The organism is Sphingomonas sp. BL-S-05 (assembly GCF_055521695.1).
The window spans coordinates 2824167-2841531 of sequence record NZ_CM145499.1; the positions used below are offsets into that span (position 1 = coordinate 2824167).

A 17365-nucleotide genomic window follows, 5' to 3' on the forward strand; every position below is an offset into this window, starting at 1 on the left:
TCGATGTCCTGGCTTCCCGTCGGTCCAGAGTTGGTGACCGGGTTCCACCGGCATTGCTCAGTTCCTTACTCTGGCACGTGACCCAGCTTCGCGAACGTCGCTTCGATGGACGTTTCGGCCTGTGGGAGAGCCGACCGGGTCCCTCCGCCGGTGGCATTCATCCGATCCGCCTCATGACGATCCCCGTCGACGCAAACGACGGCGTCGGAATCTATGACGATGCTGTCCATTCCATGGCCCGGCTACCTCGGAACGCCTCGGAGACGATCCGCCTTAACGCTGCGAGCGTTTTCGGGCTGACGGGTGCCGTCGCAGGTACGACGGTGCAATTTCTCGCGGACCCGACCCGGCTCGCCGCCTGCTACGTCAACCATGAAACGCTTCTCTGGCGCGACGCCGGCGCAATGACGGCAATCCTGTGCCTGACTGCGGAAGCGCTCGGCCTGACCGCAGTCCCGCTGGGCCGTCACGGCGACGAGATCGTACAGAGCTGCGGGCTGCCGGCTCGCGTCAGAGGCGTGGGCGCCGTCCACATCGGAAGCCCCCCGCCCGCCGATCAGGGCATCGCGTATCCAGCACGGGACCATTCAGGACGATGAGCAGCGTGGAAGCATCAATGATCTGGGCGGCCCGGAGGGAGAAGTGGAATCCTCAGAAGGAGGACGCACGTGACGGTCCCGCCACCGACTATGCGCGCATCATCCACTCGGCTTCCTTCCGACGCCTGCAGGGGAAGACCCAGATCCTCAACCTGGGCGACAGCGACTTCTACCGTAACCGGCTCACCCATTCGATCGAGGTCGCGCAGATCGCCGGCGGACTCGCTCGCCAGCTGGCCAAGGACTGTTCGGAGCATCCGGCCTTCGAGTGGATTCCGGAGCTCGCGATGATCCAAGCGATCGGCGCGACGCATGACCTTGGTCATCCCCCGTTCGGACACGGTGGCGAATACGCCTTGAACTACGTCATGAGGAACGCCGGTGGGTTCGAGGGCAACGGTCAGACCCTCCGAATCCTGGCCCGTCTCGAGCGTTTCTCCGAAAACGCCGGCGCGAACCTCACTCGGAGGACCATGCTCGGCGTCCTCAAGTATCCGGCGCCCTATCTCAGCATCCGCAATCCGGATCCAGAACAGGCGCCTCGACTTGCAAAGGATACGAGCGTCGTCCAGTTGCTCGATCGGGCGACCTGCAAGCCACCCAAATGCTACTTGGATACCGAACAGGACGTCGTCGAGTGGCTACTCGAGCCGCTCAGCACCTCTGATCGCACTCGTTTCACGAGCTGGGAAGCGTTTCCAGGCAAACACGGTAGGACCCGGTACAAGTCCTTCGACTGCAGCATCATGGACCTTGCCGACGACATAGCCTTCGGCGTCCACGACCTCGAAGACGCGCTAGCCATGGGGCTGATGAACGCTGAAGACCTGCGGGGGGCGATCCCCGAGACCGTCGCGGGCTGCTTCCTCGATCGGCTCAAAGAGCGCTATCCAGACGAATTCGGCAACGACGTGCACGCCGGCTTTATCGCTGCGCTTGCCGACGAGCGCCGTCGGAAACGGTGCATCAGCCGGATGGTGCACCATTTCGTGACCCACGTTCGGATCGAAACCGACGAGGAGTTCGAGGCTCCGCTTCTTCGCTATCGGGCCTTCCTTCCAGGCCGTCAGCGCGCCTTTCTAAATGCGCTGAAGGATGCCGTCATGGTGAAGGTCATCCAGAGTGCATCCGTCCAGCATCTAGAATTTAAAGGACAGGGCATGGTCGTAGCGGTCCACGACGCACTGTCGTCCGACCCGATGAAGCTGCTTCCCGAGTCCACACGTGCGCGCTACGAGAAAGCCGAAGACAAGCCGAGAGTGATCTGCGACCACATCGCAGGCATGACTGACGGCTTCCTGCTCAAGACCTATGAGCGTCTATTTAGCCCACGTATGGGTTCAGTGTTCGATAGGATTTGAGGCGGCATTGATCCCCTTCTGCAGGCCGCGTAGCCGACGCTACGAACCCACTCGGGACTAAGACCTACCTCGGTGTATCGGGTTCTGGCAGTACTGGATCTCGCGATCGACTTCCTGCAGAGGAACATACCCACCTCGGATGGGGTCCGGCACCGTGTCCCATCAACTTTCAAGGACGCAGCCTGCCGACCGTGAGGCCAGTATGATCGACCTACGTAACCTAATCGAAACTGCAAGCGTGTTCAGCAGGCCGCCTTGCGGTAGGGCCAGTTGCTGAGCTTTTAGCAAAGGACACGAAAGCTGGCAGCAACCCATTGTAACTGCACGATCGCCGCAGCCTTGTGCACTTAACCAGCCTTCTCGCCGCAGTTCAGTGCAAATTCCATAATTGCAAATTTCGTAATTGGAGGGGACTGCGCCGCAGTTATATTGGGAACCCACACGACCGATCTGTCCTGCGCCAATAAGCGTGGACGTCTCTGCCAAAGCTCGTGACCTCTTGAAGGCTTGGCGGCCGGGCTAGGGTCAGGACCCGTTGATCACAGCCAGAAGATGATGGTGGCAGCGAGGGCGACGGCGGAGAAGAAGTCGTTTGGGCACCGATCGTAGCGGGTGGCGACACGCCGCCAGTCCTTCAGACGGCCGAACATGATCTCGATGCGGCTACGGCGTCGATAGCGGCGCTTGTCGTATCTGACCGGCTCGTTGCGCGACCGGCGACCCGGGATGCAGGGCTCAATGCCCTTGGCGTTCAGAGCATCCCTGAACCAGTCGGCGTCATAGCCGCGATCGCCGAGCAGCCACTGCGCTTTCGGCAGATCGTCGAGCAACGCGGCCGCGCCTGTGTAATCGCTGACCTGGCCAGCGGTCATGAAGAAGCTCAACGGGCGACCGTTCGCGTCGGCAATAGCATGCAGCTTCGTGTTCATGCCGCCCTTGGTGCGGCCGATCAGGCGGCCAAGATCCCCTTTTCAACCCGCAGGCTTGAGGCCGTGCGGTGCGCCTTCAGGCAGGTCGCGTCGATCATGACCGTCTTGGGCTCGGCATTCACCGCTGCCAACCCTTCCATGATCCGTGTGAACACACCTGCTTCGCCCCAGCGTTTCCACCGGTTGTCGAGCGTCCTCTTGGCAATGCTCGAGACAGGCTTGTGCGGACCGTAGGCGCCGAGCGCGTCGCGTCAGCGGAGCCCGTTTCTGTTGACGAACACGATGCCGCTCGGCACCAGTCGATCATCGACGCGCGGCTTGCCGTAGCTCTTCAGAAAGAACGGTCGCAGCCGCGCCATCTGCTCGTCCGTCAGCTAAAACAGATCGCTCATCCCAGACTCCTCGCAGAGCCTGAATCGGATCGCAACGCTCACATCAATGGGCCCTGACCCTAGCTTAACACCAAGGTGGCCGCACGGAATGCCGAACACGCCACTTTAGTGCACGACCATCCCGGCAAACTCAATGGCGCTTATACGGAGGCCGACGAGCAGGAAGCCGAGCTTGCCCCTGCGAACACTCCGATCAGTGACGACTACAATGAACACGGACCTGCGAAGGAACGGATATCGTCCAGGCGCGACCGTTCCAGGTCGTGCATTCCGTCTTCGGCCGAACGGGACTATTTCGGGAGTTCGCGGGTCAGGCGGACTTGGATTGAAGAATTATGTGGGCTCGCCGCTATAGGGGCCACTCCTGACGGCCGGTTCGCCCGCCGTCGCTGTCGTCAGAGTGACATGATGCCATGGTACCGGTGTCCGCCGCAGCGGTGACAGAGGCGATTTCCCATTTCTGGTACGAACATCCCCTCGTCAGCCCCGGTAACGACCATCGCGGCCGAGAGCCGGATGATCGCCTATTCGTCGGGCAATTTCGGCAAAGCGTTGGTGTTCGGTGGTGCCGATCTCACGATCCTCTATCTGCTGACCGACGTGCTGGGCCTGAGCGGCACGCGGGCGGCCGGGATGCTGTTGTTCGCGGCGCTGGGGGATCTGGTGTTCGACCTGCTGGCGGCGCGGCTAGTGCTCGCCTGTCGCGCGGCCGGCCGGGGCTATCGCTGGACAGTGGCCGTGGCGGCCCTGCCCTGTGCGGCGGCATTCGCGCTGATCTACGCGATGCCGGTGCTGGGCGTGAAGCGGATTGTGGTGCTGGCGGCGGCGATCCTCGTCTTTCGCAGCGCCTATGCCGTCGTCGACGTGCCGCATAACGCATTGATGGCGCAGGTCAGCCGCGACAGCCGCGCCCGCGGGCGGGTTTCGGGATACCGGCTGTTCTTCAGCACCGCCAGCGCGTTGGTCGTCGCCGCCGTGCTGACGCCGGTGGTGCAGCAAGCCGGCCGTACGCAACAGTTCGGCGCGCTTGCCGGGACCGGGATCGTGATCGGTTTGGCCTTCGCGATGACGATGCTGCTGTGCGTTTGGGCGTCGGGCGGTACCGGGCGCGCCGCCAACGCATTACGCGGCGATAGCATTCGGGTACCGCTGGGCGATCCGATGGTGTTGGGGATGGGGGCACTGGCGCTGCTGACTGGATTTGCGATGCCCTGTTTCGGGCGGATGCTATTGTATCTGGGAAGTTACGTCGTCGCTCGACCGGGATCGGTCCCTCTGTTGCTGACCGCGCTGACCTTGGGACAGTTTGGCGGTGTGCTTGCCTGGACCACGCTTGCACATCGCTTTGCGACGGCACGGCTATTGGCAGCGGGACATGCGGTGAGCGCGCTCGGATTGCTGCTGTTCGGGTGCGCCTTGCCGTGGCCGGCGGGGCAGGTCGCGTGCGCGGCGCTGATCGGCTTCGGCTTCGCCAGCGTCTTCATGCTGCCTTGGGGTCTGTTGGCGGATGCCATCGACGTTGTCGAATGGCGGCACGGGCGGCGCTTCGAAACCGGGCTGTTCGCCTTCTACCTGGTGCTGGTGAAGGCGAGCAGCGCGGCGTCGACCGCCATGATCGGCGGAGTGTTGAACCTGCTAGGCTATGTGCCGGGCGCGGTGCAGCCGGAGATGGTGCGGATCGGCATGGTCGCGCTCGGCCTGGGCGTGCCGTTCGCCGGTGCGGCGCTGGCTCTGCTGTTGCTGCGGCGCTTCACGCTCGACCATGGGCGTCATGCCCGGCTGCTGCGCACGATTGCCCGGCGTCAGGGCGCGACAGAACCGGTTTCGGGATTGAAGCGAGGGTTGGCGAAATCCAGCGGAGAGGGTGAAATTTTGGCGGGCGGCGACGCGCTTTCCGCCCAGGCGCGGCACAGCATGTCGCGCAGCATCGCGGCACCCGCCGCAGCCCGTTCATAGACCAGCGCCCGCACATCCGGGTCGGCGGCGTTGCGGAATCCGTCGCGCTTCTCCAGCCGATACACCGTCTCCATCCGGTCGCCCGACTGGTCGAGAAAGCGCAACACGGCATCGAACATGTCACCCTGCGCGAGCGCAGGCGCCCCGATTTGCGGTAGGATGTCGGCCGCCTTCAGCCCGATGGCATCGACGAAGCCGCTTTCGAACCGACCATGGATCGTGCGGTCGCGGGTATAGCCGTCGGGATTGGGGCCGCGCCAGCCATCGGAGTTCACCGAGGTGTGCAACGGTTGCGATCCGTCGCCGATGTAATGACCCAGCCGGATCGCCTGGAACGCGCAATGCTGCTCGGGCACCGACGCATCGCCGCCGCTGGCCTGCGCAGCGCGGATAGCGCGCATACAGACGATCAGCCGGTCATACGCCTCCATCGCGGCATAGGGCAGCGTACCGGTCCAGCGGACATTGGTGCGCGCCGCGGTCGCGGGATCGCGGTCCTTGATGCGGTCATATTGCTTGTAGAGCGCGAGGATGAATTCATAGCGCGAGCGCGGCACGGGTTTCAGAAAGGCGAATTGTTCGCGGAACCAGCCATGATTCGGATCCTCCTCGATCTTCGAGAAACCCTCCGCATCGCCGCGCCAATGGTCGGGCAGCGCAGCCGAGGCAGCGATATACTCTTCGTAACGGCGCAGGAAGACCGGTCCGTTACCGGGAATGGCCTGTATCGCTGCCCGGTCGATCACAGCATGGGCCGTCCCGCCCCACGCATGGGCGGCGGCGGGGTACAGCATCAGGGCGGCGGCCAGGGCAAAGCGACGCATAGCTGGTCCTTTCAGGGGTCGAGCGGATCGCGCGGATCGACGCGGTCGGACTGGTTGGAGGTACGGAAGACCAGTTCGGTCGGCGAGACGCGGCGCACGACCCGGCCGGGCTCATAGCCCAGCTCCGTCCGGTTGCGTTCGGCGAACTTCGCGCTTTCGATATAGGCACTCTGCACGGGATTGCAGATGATCAGGGTATCGGTGGCGGCGGGCATTCCGATCCGCGCGAGCAGCCGGCTGGCGTTGCGTAAATTGGTCGTGGTGTGGCGGGCATAGGGTTCGCTGATGATCGCATCGGCCGGGATGCCATAGCGTTCGATCAATGCCTTGCGCATCTCGTCGGCCTCCGTGATCGGCGTCGCACGCGGATGGGCGCGGCCGCCGCTGACCAGGATGAAAGCGACGTCGCCCTGCGCGAAGCGGCGGGCGGCGAGGCGGAGGTGGTACTTGCCGAAGGGGCTGAGCCGTTCGCCCTCGATCTCCGGACCGACGCCGGTGACGATCATCGCGCCATAGCGATAGCGCTGCCAGTCCAGCCGCTTGGCACGCGCCACCGCCGCCGCATTTGCCCCGCCGGTAAGCGGTTCATGGCCGATCGCATCTGTCCGGTCGTTGATGTCGAGCAGGGCGAGCGCATAGTCAATGCTGGGGTCGAGGCGCTGCGCCGATCCGGCACGTGGCGTCTCGGCGAGCCAGTCCGCCGCCTGCAGCCGCGTCTGCTGATCCTGCGGCGATACGGTGCCGGGTCCGTCGATCGCACTGGTGGGAAGCGCACCCAAAGCGTAGGTCCGCACGATCATGTTGACGCCCGCAATCTCGCGGTCCGCCTGCCCGGCCACCCCATCGTCGGCGGCGGGCAGCGCGGTTTCGCCGCCCACCGCGCGGCGCAGGGCGTCGGTCTCCTGCCGGCTCCAGAGCATCGCCTGCGCACGACAGACAAGGTCCGTCCCGCAGCCGGCACGACGATCGCGCCGCGCGGACAGCACGCGCTGCATCTCGGGCGTGCCGGCGATCCGCGCGATCGCCGCCGGATCTCGTCCGGCGGCGTCGAGCAGGGGGAAGAGGCGGACGGACAGGGCGGCGACTGCCCCGTCCGCCACGTCCTGCGCCTGCGCCGGGGCAACAAGCGTGGTCAACGCCAGCATTGCGGCGGAGGCCATGGCCCGCATCACCAGCTGCGGCTCACGATCAGGCGGAAGTTGCGCCCGAACAACGGACGACCATAGATCGCCTGCGCAGAACCCTGGCCGGCGAACTGGTCGGTCCGGGTATTACCCTCCGTCAGCCCCCGTGCGTTGAACAGATTGTCGCCGACGACCTGCAGGCGCCATGCCCCGGAGTCGACCGACGCGCCCGCGCCAACCGTCTGATAACCCGGCATCGCGGTCCGGTTGAACAGGTCGACATAGCGGCGGCCGACCCATTCGAAACGGCCGAACAGTGACACGCGCTGCTCACCCAGATCAAAATCGACGCTGGGGCGCAGATTGCCGAAGAACTTGGCTTCGCGGATGATCTGGTTGCCGTTCACCGCGCTCGGGTCGGCGCCCGACGTGTTCTGCAGGTTCGCATATTCCGGGTTCTGCCAAGTGACCGACCCGTCGAGCGCGAACCAGCGCACCGGCGCGACCCGGCCATCGACTTCCACGCCCTTTACCGATGCCTCACCGATGAACGGCAGCGTCTGGTCGTTGCGGCCGGTGACAGGGTTGAACGCGGCGAAGGAGGCGTTGAACGGATTGAACTTGGTGTAGAAACCAGTTGCATAGAAATAGTTGGGGCCGAAGCTCGCCTTCAGCCCGATTTCATACTGGCGCGCCTTGGTCTTGACGATCGTCGGATTGATGCCGGAAACCACGCCCATCTGCGGCGGCACTTCGAGGGTCGAGACGCGGCCATAGGCGCCGAAATGGTTGGTCAGGTCGTAATTCGCGCCGACCGTCCAGTTGGTCACGCTCGGCGACAGGCGCTGATCGAGTACCTGGCCGGTAAAGGCGCGGGTTGTGTCGTCGGCCAGCGTCGTCGCATCGCCCAGGTTCACCTGCGTGGTCGGCAGCGCAAAGCCCTTATAGCCGTAGCGTTCGGTGCGGACGCCCGCATCGACGCGCAGCCCGTTCGTAATTTCCCAGGTGTCGTTGGCGTAGAACGCGATCATCTGTGCATCGGCCGCGCCCTTGTTGCGGGTGGTGGTATAGCGCAGCACGCCGTTCTGCGTGACCGAACCCAGCACCTGTCCCGTCGCCGAATAAGCGAGCAGGTCGAGGGTGCGCGGCTGGCTGCGCACCTCGATCAACATGTCCTGATAAGCCTGGTCCAGCGTGTTGCCATAGAAGGCGCCGTACACGCCGACGCGGACGTCATGCTCGCCGATGCCGGTCATGAACCGGCGGGTGACGCTCAGGTCGCCTTGGACCGAATAGAAATCCGATTCCGAAGCACGATACTGGCCGGACATGACGAGGCCCGACGCGGTCGAGGGATCATAGGCCGACGCGCCGTTGGTGCCGGCAAATGCATAGCCTAGGCGCGCGACACTGGCCCCAAAGGCATTGCGCGCGGCGGTCAGGTAATTGGCGGCAAAGGTGTTGGCATCGGCCGGGTTGGTGGTGGAGTAGAATGCGTCGAAGCTCGACTTGCCCTTGGTCCCACCCAGCTTGGCCGACACCTTCCAACCGTCGAAGTCGCCTTCGTAATTCACCGCGGCGTTGAAGAAGCGCATATGGCGGCCGTCGGACAGGTCGCGATTCATGCCCTGCATCATACCCGCACCGTCGCGATATTTGATGTTGACGTTGCGCAGCGACGGCGAATTCAGCGTGCCGGTGAAATAGTCGATATAAGGATTGAGCGACACCGAAGGATTGCGCGGATCGGCGATCGGGATCGGCAGGTAGAAGACGTTGTGGTCGTTCACATATTCGGCCGAAACCTTGACGAAGCCATTGGCGAGGTCACGCTTCAGATTGGCACGGATCTGCCCGCCCTTGTCGCTGGGAAAGCCGCCATAGCGATAGCCGTCATGCTGCCGCAGAAAGCCGCCGATCGCGAAATAGCTATTGTCGCCAATCGGGCCGGACTGCATCGCGTCGAGCCGGTAGAGGCCGGTATCGCCTAGCGTAAGCTGCGCCTTGCCGCGTGCGACCGGGCCGCCCGAGACGGTGATGTTGTTGGCGATCGCCGCCGCGCTGCTGGCGTAGATCGGCGCCGGACCGCCACGCACGATCTCGACCCGTTCGGTCATGAGGTCGTAGCGGTTCATGCCTTCGCCGGAATTGAAGAAGACGCCGTCTATCTCATGATACAGCGGCAGGCCGTCTTGCTGGAAGATCAGGTAGCCGCGATCGGTCGGGATGCCGCGGACGCGGGTGATGTTCTGCACCTCGCCGCCGGTCGCCTCGACCTGGATGCCGGGGACGGTGCCGAGCAGATCGGCGAAGCTCTTCGGTGCGATCTTCTGCACATCGGCCTGCGACAGCGAATTGACCGCATAGGACACGTCGAAGCGACGCTGCGCCCGGGCCGAACCAGTGACGATGATGTCCGTGGCGCCGTCGTCGCTGCCCTGTGGCGGATCGGCTGGAGGCATGGTCGCGTCGACCGTGGCGGTCGCGGCCGGCTTGGCGGTCTGCGCCGCAACCGGCGCGGCCAGAATACACAGCGCGGCCGTTGCGGCGCCGGCGGCGAGTTGATGCCGTTTCATTTTGGTTGTCCCCCAATGCGATGTTCGATTGAGCGCGCCGATCGCCTTCAAATGTGACGGATTTAATTATTTCTGTGAAAATAAATTCGTTTTGTTTGTAGCTGCGTCATTTATGTTAGGCCAATGCGCTACCCGTCGCTTGCCCTGCTGGATGAAGAGAAACGCCTGCTGTGGCAGTTGCGCACACTGGGCGCGCAGTCCCGCTCCACGCTGGCGACGATGCTTCAGATCAGCAACAGTGCCACGACCCGGTTGACCAAGGCGCTGATCGCACACGGCCTGATCGAAGAACTGCCATCGGAGGCAGCGCCCGGCCGCGGCCGCCCCACCGTACCACTCCGCATCTCGCCAGCCGGTGGCTATGCCTTCGGACTGGCGCTCTATGCCGGGATTTTGGAGATCGCGGTCGTCGACTATGCCGGCGGCGTCATCGCGCTGACGTCCGAGACGATCGAGCTGACCGATCCGGCGGGCTTTGCGCGCCATGTGGATCGACGCATCCATGACCTGACGCTCGAGCATCGCCTGCTGGGGCAGCGGCTTTATGGCGTCGGATTCAGCGCCCCCGGACCTGCCTTGTCGCGCGACGGCAATCGCTGGAGCATCGTCCGCAATCTGCCGGGCTGGCAAAATGCGCCGTTGCGCGACATTTTCGAACAGGCACTCCAGCTGCCGGTCTGGATTGAGAACGACGCGACCGCCGCCGCGCTGGCGGAATATTATCTGGGCGGGCTGATCGGCCGCTGCACCACGGCGGTCGTGATCCTGCTGGGACACGGCGTCGGCGCGGGGATCATTCATGAAGGCCGGCTGATGCGCGGTGAGACGGGCAGCGCCGGGGAGATCGGGATGTTCTATCCCGGCGACCTACCCCGTCCGACGACCCTCGACCTGATCGCGACGCTGCGTGAGGAGGGCTGTCCGGTCGAATCGCTCGCAAATTTCGGTGCGGTCATCGGCGGATATGAGGCGGTCATCGATCGCTGGCTGGACCGGGCGGCGGATCAGCTGCTGGCGACGATCAACTCGGCGATCGCTTGGTTTGAACCCGGCGCGATCCGGCTGATGAGCCCGCTGCCCGCGGCTATCATGCACAGTCTTGCCGACCGTCTGAACCGCCGCGAAATTATCTGGGGCGACCATCGCGACGAGAGCGATGCCGGGCGCTACGCCGTCAAGATTTCGCCCCTGGGTGGTGCCGGGGCGGCGCTGGGCGCGGCGCTACTACCAATCCATGCCGCGATGACACGCAATTGACGCGTTGTTTCCCGGCATCGGGCGCGGCTGCCCAGCATCGTGCTCGAGGTCGCGCACGAGCATCACGCGCCATCGCGGCATGAAAGTGTCAGGGTCAGGACTCGTTGATCACAGCCAGAAGAGGATGGTGGCAGCGACAGCGACGGCGGAGAAGAAGGCGTTTGGTTAGGGTCATCTCAGCCCCATAGACTTCGTCAGTCAGCCAAAACAGGTCGCTCATTCCGGTCTACCTGCGTAGCCCGGATCAGATCGTGACGATCAGATCGACCCGTCCCAACCCTGGGAAGGCGGTTCGAAACGAACTTCTTGACGTTCGTCCGAAAATCGGTACCGCTTCAAACGAAAATTGGGGAGGCTGCGGTGCCATCGCACATTCTGGTGATCGATCAGGGTACAACCTCGACGCGCAGCATTGTCTTCGATGGAGCGGCGCGGCGGGTGGCGATCGCACAGGCCGAGTTTCCGCAACATTATCCTGCGCTCGGATGGGTCGAGCATGATCCCGAAGATATCTGGCGTGATGCCGTGGCGACCGCGAAGGAGGCGATCGAGCAGAGCGGGGTCGAAGCGTCGGCGATCGCGGCGATCGGCATAACCAACCAGCGCGAGACCGTCGTCGTCTGGGACCGCGCGACCGGCGAGCCGATCCATCGCGCGATCGTATGGCAGGACCGGCGCGGTACTTCATTGTGCCAACAGCTCAAAGCGGACGGTGCGGAGGATCTGGTGCGCCAGCGGACCGGTCTGCTGATCGATCCCTATTTCTCCGCGACCAAGCTCGCGTGGTTGCTCGATCATGTCGAAGGCGCACGCGCGCGGGCTGAGCGCGGCGAACTTGCGTTCGGGACGATCGACAGCTTCCTGTTGTGGCGGTTGACCGGCGGTACCGTCCACGCCACCGATGTGACGAATGCGAGCCGGACGATGCTGTTCGACATCCATCGGGGCGAATGGGACGCGGAATTGTGTCGCCTGCTGCGCGTGCCGATGGCGATGCTGCCCGACGTGCAGGATAACGCGCACGTCTTCGGTACGACCGACCTGTTCGGAGCGGCGATCCCGATCGCCGGCATGGCGGGCGACCAGCAGGCCGCGTTGTTCGGCCAGGCCTGTTTCCGGCGTGGCATGGCGAAATCGACCTATGGCACGGGCTGCTTCATGCTGCTCAACACGGGCGACGAGGCGGTGGCATCGCAGCACCGGTTGCTGACGACGCCTGCCTATCGACTGGGGGGCAAGACGACCTATGCCCTGGAGGGATCGATCTTCGTCGCGGGCGCGGCGATCAAGTGGCTGCGCGACGGCCTGGGCGTCATCACCCATGCCCGCGAGACCAACGACATGGCGACGCGCGTGCCCGACAGCCATGGCGTCTATATGGTGCCCGCCTTTGTCGGGCTGGGCGCGCCCTATTGGGAGCCGGACGCGCGCGGGGCGATCTATGGCCTGACGCTGGATGCGACGGCGGCGCATCTGGCGCGGGCGGCGTTGGAATCGGTCGCGTATCAGACGATGGATCTCGCCGAAGCGATGCAGGCCGATGCCGGTACGGGGCCTGCGATCCTGCGGATCGACGGCGGAATGGCAGCCAATGACTGGTTGTGCCGCTTCCTCGCCAGCATGATCGACACGCCCGTCGAACGCCCGGTCGACCTGGAGACGACGGCGCGCGGCGCGGCGTTCCATGCCGGGTTGGCGACCGGGGTGTGGTCGGGGCTCGATGCGCTGGAACGGCTATGGTCGCGCGAGGCTTGTTTCGAACCGGCCATGGACGCGCCGAAGCGCGCGCCGCTGGTCGCGGGCTGGCGAGACGCCGTGCAGCGGACGCTTCGGACGGTGCGATGAAGCGCCACATCCTGATCGGCAACTGGAAGATGCATGGCGATGGCGGCTCGCTGTCGGCCATGGCGACGATCGCCGAACAGGCCGCTCAGGCGTCAGGGGTGGCGGTGGCGCTGTGTATCCCCGCGACGTTGATCCACCGGGCAGCGTCGGCGTTTCCGACGCTATCGATCGGCGGGCAGGATTGTCACCCCGCGGCGGCCGGAGCGCATACCGGCGAAGTTTCGGCGACGATGTTGCGGGAGGCCGGTGCGCGCCTCGTCCTGGCCGGCCATAGCGAGCGACGCGCGGCAGGCGAGGACGATGCGCTGGTCGCCGCGAAGATCCGCGCGGCGCAGGCGGCAGACCTTCTTGCGGTGCTGTGCGTCGGTGAAACGATCGAGATGCGCCAGCAGGGACAGGCGCACGCCATGGTCGAGGCGCAGCTGCGCCAGTCGCTTGCCGGCGTCGATCCGGCCAATCTGGTCATCGCGTACGAACCGGTTTGGGCGATCGGCAGCGGGACGACGCCGACACCCGCCGAAGTGGCCGCGATAACGCGACGGATCGCGGCGCAGGTCGGGGACGTCCCAATCCTCTATGGCGGCTCGGCGACGCCGGACACGTGCGAACCGTTGTTGGCCGATGGCGGCATCGACGGCTTCCTCGTCGGCGGGGCCAGCCTGTCGCCGGTGTCGTTCGGGGCGATGATCGCCTTGCTCGAACGGGCGCGGCGGCTGGTGTCCGATTAGTGTCCATACGCATGCAATACAGCTGCCGCCGGGAATGGAATTCGGTGGTCCGGTCGTTGAAGGAACCCGATGATGACGTTTGATAATCCACCGGCGCAGGCGGCGATCACCCTGTCGCGGTTCCTGATCGAACAACAGCGCCGCGACGCCGAAAGCTGCCCCGCCGAACTGCGTCTGCTGATCGAAACCGTCGCGCGGGCGTGCAAGACGATCGGCCATGCGATTTCGAAGGGCGCACTGGGCGATGTGCTCGGGGCGCTGGGCAGCGAGAATGTGCAGGGCGAGGTCCAGAAGAAGCTGGACGTGATTGCCAACGAACTGCTGCTCGATGCCAATGAATGGGGCGGCCATCTGGCGGGCATGGCGTCGGAAGAGATGGAGACGATCCACCGCATCCCCAATCGCTATCCCAAGGGCGAATATCTGCTGCTGTTCGATCCGATCGACGGGTCGAGCAATGTCGACGTCGACCTGTCGGTCGGTACGATCTTTTCGGTACTGCGCGCGCCCGAGGACTGCGCCGGCCGCGACGTGACCGAGGGCGATTTCCTGCAACCCGGCCGCGATCAGGTCGCGGCAGGCTATGCGATCTACGGACCGCAGACGCTGCTGGTGCTGACGGTCGGCGACGGGGTGTATGAATTCACGCTCGACCGCGAGGTCGGGTCGTGGCGGCTGACCGACGGGCCGATGCGCATTCCCGCCGGCACCCGCGAATTCGCGATCAACATGGCGCGCCGTCGCCAATGGTCGCCGACCATCGCCCGCTATATTGAGGAACGCATCCTCGGCAGCGAAGGGCCGCTCGGCATCGATTACAATATGCGCTGGACCGCATCGATGGTGGCGGACATCCACCGCATCCTGAAGCGGGGCGGCGTGTTCCTCTATCCCGCCGACCACCGGCAGGCGGGCAAGGCGCGGCTGCGGCTGCTCTATGAAGCCAATCCCATGGCGATGCTGATCGAACAGGCCGGTGGGCTGGCCAGCAATGGCTATCAGTCGATCATGACGATCGCGCCGGTCGGCCTGCACCAGCGGGTAGGCGTCCTGATCGGCGATGCCGAGGAAGTACGGACGTTGACCGAGACGTACGACGGATAAGCGCGGGATCGAGGTCCCCGACAGTTGACGGGTCGTCGGGGGCCGAGACGGCCGAACGATGTTCGGATGAAGGCGCGTTCCGAACATGGCGTCAGCTACGGACGTCCCGCCCCCCGTCCTGCGGGACAGCGATGACGTGGCGTCGAGGCTGGAGGCAGCCTGCATATCGAACCGAACATCCACGGTTGCGCGATCGCCTGCGGTTGCGCCGCTCCATGCCCTAAGCGGCCGATCGAGCAAATCTGCCCTTCGCACCCGACCGTCATCTCCGCGCAGGTTCCATTTTCGAACCTTCAGCAAAAAACAATGCAAAAGTTCGTTTTTTCGGTTGATTGCTTTCGTTCGCGCGTAGATATGTTCGTTATGCGAGTCGAAGCGAAACCTCCCGAGTTCGATCTGCTGGTCGTTGGCGGCGGCATCAACGGTGCCGGGATCGCGCGCGATGCCGCCGGCCGGGGGCTGTCGGTGATGCTGGTCGAGCAGGACGATCTGGCCAGCCACACCTCGTCAGCATCGACCAAGCTGATCCATGGCGGCCTGCGCTATTTGGAATATGGCGAGTTCCGTCTTGTGCGCGAGGCGCTGATCGAACGCGAGCGGCTCTGGGCGATGGCGCCGCACATCATCTGGCCGCTGCGCTTCGTCCTGCCGCAAACCCAGTCGCCGCGACCGGCGTGGATGGTGCGGTTGGGACTCTTTCTCTACGACCATCTGGGCGGGCGCAAGAAACTGCCTGCGACCGAGACGGTGCGGCTGAACGCATCGGCGCTGGGCAACGGGCTGAAGGATCGCGCCGGTCGCGGCTTCGTCTATTCGGACTGCTGGGTCGAGGATAGCCGGCTGGTCGTACTGAACGCTCGCGATGCGGCCGATCGCGGAGCGCAGGTTCTGACTCGGACCCGGCTGGTGCGCGCGACGCGCGACGGCGATGGCTGGACCGCGACGATCGCGGACGGTGCGGGTGAGCGGACGGTGCGGGCGCGCATCCTCGTCAACGCTGCCGGCCCGTGGGTCGCCGACGTGCTGGAGCGTAGCGGCGACCACCGCGCCGAACGGCCGGTGCGGTTGATCAAGGGCAGCCACCTGATCGTCCCGAAACTATATGACGGCGATCATGCGTTGATGCTGCAGAACCCGGACCGCCGCATCGTCTTCGCCATTCCCTATGAGCGCGATTTCACGCTGGTCGGCACCACCGACGAGCCGTGGGAAGGCGCGCCCGGCAAGGCCGCGATCGGTGCGGAGGAGACGCGCTATCTGCTCGACACCATCGCGCGCTATTTCACGCGCAGCATCGGGGTCGACGATATCGTGTGGAGCTATGCCGGCATCCGCCCGCTCTACGACGACAATGCCGGCAGCGCGTCGGCAGTGACGCGCGACTATGTGCTCGACCTCGATGCCGATGACGGCAAGGCGCCGAAGCTCAGCATCTTCGGCGGCAAGATCACGACCTATCGCAAGCTGGCCGAACATGCGCTCGAAAAGCTGGCACCCTTCTGCCCGGGGGCACGTGGGGCGTGGACGGCGGGCGCGACGCTGCCGGGTGGCGATTTCGCCGATTTCGACGCCTATCTGGCGAAGCTGGTCGCCGAACGACCGAGGCTGCCGCGCGACCTGCTGCGCCGGCTGGTCCGCGCCTATGGCAGCTGCACGCTCGACCTGCTGGGGTCGGCCACTACGCTGGCGGGGCTGGGCGAGGATCTGGGCGGCGGGCTGACGACGCGGGAAGTCGATTATCTGCGAACGCGCGAATGGGCGGTCGATGCCGAGGATATCCTGTTCCGCCGCAGCAAGCTGGGGCTGCATGTCCCAACCGGCACCGCCGAGCGGCTGGCGGCGTATCTGGCCAAGGCGGCCCCGGCGTTGAGCGCGGCATGATGGCAAGCGACCTGCCCGATGCGGTGGCGCAGCGCCATGCCGCGATCCTCGCCGTTGCCCGGCGGACGGGCAGCGTCGCGGTCGACGCGCTGGCCGCCGAACTGGGCGTCACGCCGCAGACGATCCGCCGCGACCTGAACCTGCTGGCCGAACGATCGATGTTGTCGCGGGTCCATGGCGGCGCGGTCATCACCTCGGGCGTCGACAATCTGGACCGCGAGGCGCGCGGCCATATCGCGGCGGAGGCGAAGGCGGCGATCGGCCGGGCCGCGGCGGCGCTGGTGCCGAACGGGGCCAGCCTGTTCATCAATATCGGCACCACCACCGAAGCGATCGCCCGTGCGCTGGTCGATCATCGCCATCTGCTGGTCGTCACCAACAATCTGAACGTCGTGTCGATCCTGGCGGCGCGACCGACGATCGAGGTCGTAGTGGCGGGCGGACGGGTGCGGCCCAGCGACGGCGCGGTCGTCGGCGCGCTGGCCATGGATTTCATCGGCGGGTTCAAGGTCGATTACGCGCTGATCGGCGCTTCGGCGATCGACCGCGATGGCAGCCTGCTCGATTTCGACATCGATGAGGTGCGGGTGTCGCAGCGGATCATCGATCACGCGCGCACCACGATCCTGGCGGTCGATCGCAGCAAGTTCGGCCGGCCTGCGCCGGTCCGTATCGCCGGTCTGGACCGGATCGACCATCTGGTGACCGACGCGCTCGACGATCCGCAGATCGCGGCAGCGTGCGAGGCGGCGCGGGTGAAGGTGACGCAAACCGCCTGACCGGAAACAC

At 65.0% G+C, this 17365-nt stretch carries 11 protein-coding genes and 2 pseudogenes; 9 read left to right on the forward strand and 4 right to left on the reverse strand.

What is annotated here, in order from left to right; genetic code table 11:
- Positions 1-77 precede the first annotated feature (77 nt).
- Together ACZ1JS_RS13160 and ACZ1JS_RS13165 are read left to right on the forward strand one after the other, a co-directional pair.
- Complete coding sequence (locus tag ACZ1JS_RS13160) at positions 78-599, forward strand: hypothetical protein (protein WP_465166450.1); 522 nt, start codon at positions 78-80, stop codon at positions 597-599.
- On the forward strand, positions 596-1960 hold the full coding sequence (locus ACZ1JS_RS13165; protein WP_465166451.1) for an anti-phage deoxyguanosine triphosphatase: 1365 nt from the start codon (positions 596-598) through the stop codon (positions 1958-1960). The genes ACZ1JS_RS13160 and ACZ1JS_RS13165 overlap by 4 nt, the downstream gene beginning before the upstream one ends.
- Positions 1961-2499: 539 nt before the next feature.
- On the opposite strand, the pseudogene ACZ1JS_RS13170 reads toward ACZ1JS_RS13165, so the two are convergent.
- Positions 2500-3248 (reverse strand): annotated as a pseudogene (locus ACZ1JS_RS13170) (IS5 family transposase).
- Between the two features lie 549 nt (positions 3249-3797).
- Between ACZ1JS_RS13170 and ACZ1JS_RS13175 the strand changes: the two are divergent.
- Positions 3798-5030: pseudogene (locus ACZ1JS_RS13175) on the forward strand (MFS transporter); the annotation flags it as partial.
- Positions 5031-5083: 53 nt separating this feature from the next.
- Here ACZ1JS_RS13175 and ACZ1JS_RS13180 read toward each other — a convergent pair.
- From ACZ1JS_RS13180 to ACZ1JS_RS13190, 3 genes are read right to left on the reverse strand one after another with little or no spacing between them, the layout of a single operon-like run.
- The gene (locus ACZ1JS_RS13180; RefSeq protein ID WP_465166452.1) at positions 5084-6061 is read right to left on the reverse strand and encodes a phospholipase C/P1 nuclease family protein; all 978 of its coding nucleotides are present in this window, start codon (positions 6059-6061) and stop codon (positions 5084-5086) included.
- Between the two features lie 11 nt (positions 6062-6072).
- Positions 6073-7230, reverse strand: coding sequence for a YdcF family protein (locus ACZ1JS_RS13185; protein WP_465168694.1), 1158 nt, complete (start codon positions 7228-7230; stop codon positions 6073-6075).
- The gene (locus ACZ1JS_RS13190; protein WP_465166453.1) at positions 7230-9761 is read right to left on the reverse strand and encodes a TonB-dependent receptor; all 2532 of its coding nucleotides are present in this window, start codon (positions 9759-9761) and stop codon (positions 7230-7232) included. The genes ACZ1JS_RS13185 and ACZ1JS_RS13190 overlap by 1 nt, the downstream gene beginning before the upstream one ends.
- A 123-nt stretch (positions 9762-9884) precedes the next feature.
- Between ACZ1JS_RS13190 and ACZ1JS_RS13195 the strand changes: the two genes are divergently transcribed.
- The 6 genes from ACZ1JS_RS13195 (at position 9885) to ACZ1JS_RS13220 (ending at position 17355) form a co-directional block, all read left to right on the forward strand.
- A complete protein-coding gene (locus ACZ1JS_RS13195) occupies positions 9885-11018 on the forward strand; it encodes an ROK family transcriptional regulator (RefSeq protein ID WP_465166454.1) in 1134 nt (377 codons plus the stop codon).
- Positions 11019-11378: 360 nt separating this feature from the next.
- Positions 11379-12863, forward strand: coding sequence for a glycerol kinase GlpK (glpK, locus tag ACZ1JS_RS13200; RefSeq protein ID WP_465166455.1), 1485 nt, complete (start codon positions 11379-11381; stop codon positions 12861-12863).
- Positions 12860-13591, forward strand: a complete 732-nt coding sequence (tpiA, locus tag ACZ1JS_RS13205) for a triose-phosphate isomerase (RefSeq protein ID WP_465166456.1) — start codon at positions 12860-12862, stop codon at positions 13589-13591. The genes glpK and tpiA overlap by 4 nt, the downstream gene beginning before the upstream one ends.
- A 69-nt stretch (positions 13592-13660) precedes the next feature.
- Entirely contained in the window at positions 13661-14695 is a 1035-nt protein-coding gene (locus tag ACZ1JS_RS13210) for a class 1 fructose-bisphosphatase (RefSeq protein ID WP_465166457.1), read from the forward strand.
- A gap of 354 nt (positions 14696-15049) precedes the next feature.
- Complete coding sequence (locus ACZ1JS_RS13215; protein WP_465166458.1) at positions 15050-16576, forward strand: glycerol-3-phosphate dehydrogenase; 1527 nt, start codon at positions 15050-15052, stop codon at positions 16574-16576.
- Positions 16573-17355, forward strand: coding sequence for a DeoR/GlpR family DNA-binding transcription regulator (locus tag ACZ1JS_RS13220; protein WP_465166459.1), 783 nt, complete (start codon positions 16573-16575; stop codon positions 17353-17355). Before ACZ1JS_RS13215 ends, ACZ1JS_RS13220 begins: the two co-directional genes overlap by 4 nt.
- The last annotated feature ends 10 nt before the right edge of the window (positions 17356-17365 follow it).

What these genes read in the sequence shown, in the direction of transcription:
- ACZ1JS_RS13165 (WP_465166451.1), top strand. Translation starts at nt 596, where the DNA reads ATGAGCAGCGTGGAAGCATCAATGATCTGGGCGGCCCGGAGGGAGAAG.
- ACZ1JS_RS13180 (WP_465166452.1), bottom strand. Translation starts at nt 6,061, where the DNA reads ATGCGTCGCTTTGCCCTGGCCGCCGCCCTGATGCTGTACCCCGCCGCC.
- ACZ1JS_RS13210 (WP_465166457.1), top strand. Translation starts at nt 13,661, where the DNA reads ATGATGACGTTTGATAATCCACCGGCGCAGGCGGCGATCACCCTGTCG.
- ACZ1JS_RS13220 (WP_465166459.1), top strand. Translation starts at nt 16,573, where the DNA reads ATGATGGCAAGCGACCTGCCCGATGCGGTGGCGCAGCGCCATGCCGCG.
- tpiA (WP_465166456.1), top strand. Translation starts at nt 12,860, where the DNA reads ATGAAGCGCCACATCCTGATCGGCAACTGGAAGATGCATGGCGATGGC.
- ACZ1JS_RS13195 (WP_465166454.1), top strand. Translation starts at nt 9,885, where the DNA reads ATGCGCTACCCGTCGCTTGCCCTGCTGGATGAAGAGAAACGCCTGCTG.
- ACZ1JS_RS13215 (WP_465166458.1), top strand. Translation starts at nt 15,050, where the DNA reads ATGTTCGTTATGCGAGTCGAAGCGAAACCTCCCGAGTTCGATCTGCTG.
- ACZ1JS_RS13190 (WP_465166453.1), bottom strand. Translation starts at nt 9,761, where the DNA reads ATGAAACGGCATCAACTCGCCGCCGGCGCCGCAACGGCCGCGCTGTGT.
- ACZ1JS_RS13185 (WP_465168694.1), bottom strand. Translation starts at nt 7,230, where the DNA reads ATGCGGGCCATGGCCTCCGCCGCAATGCTGGCGTTGACCACGCTTGTT.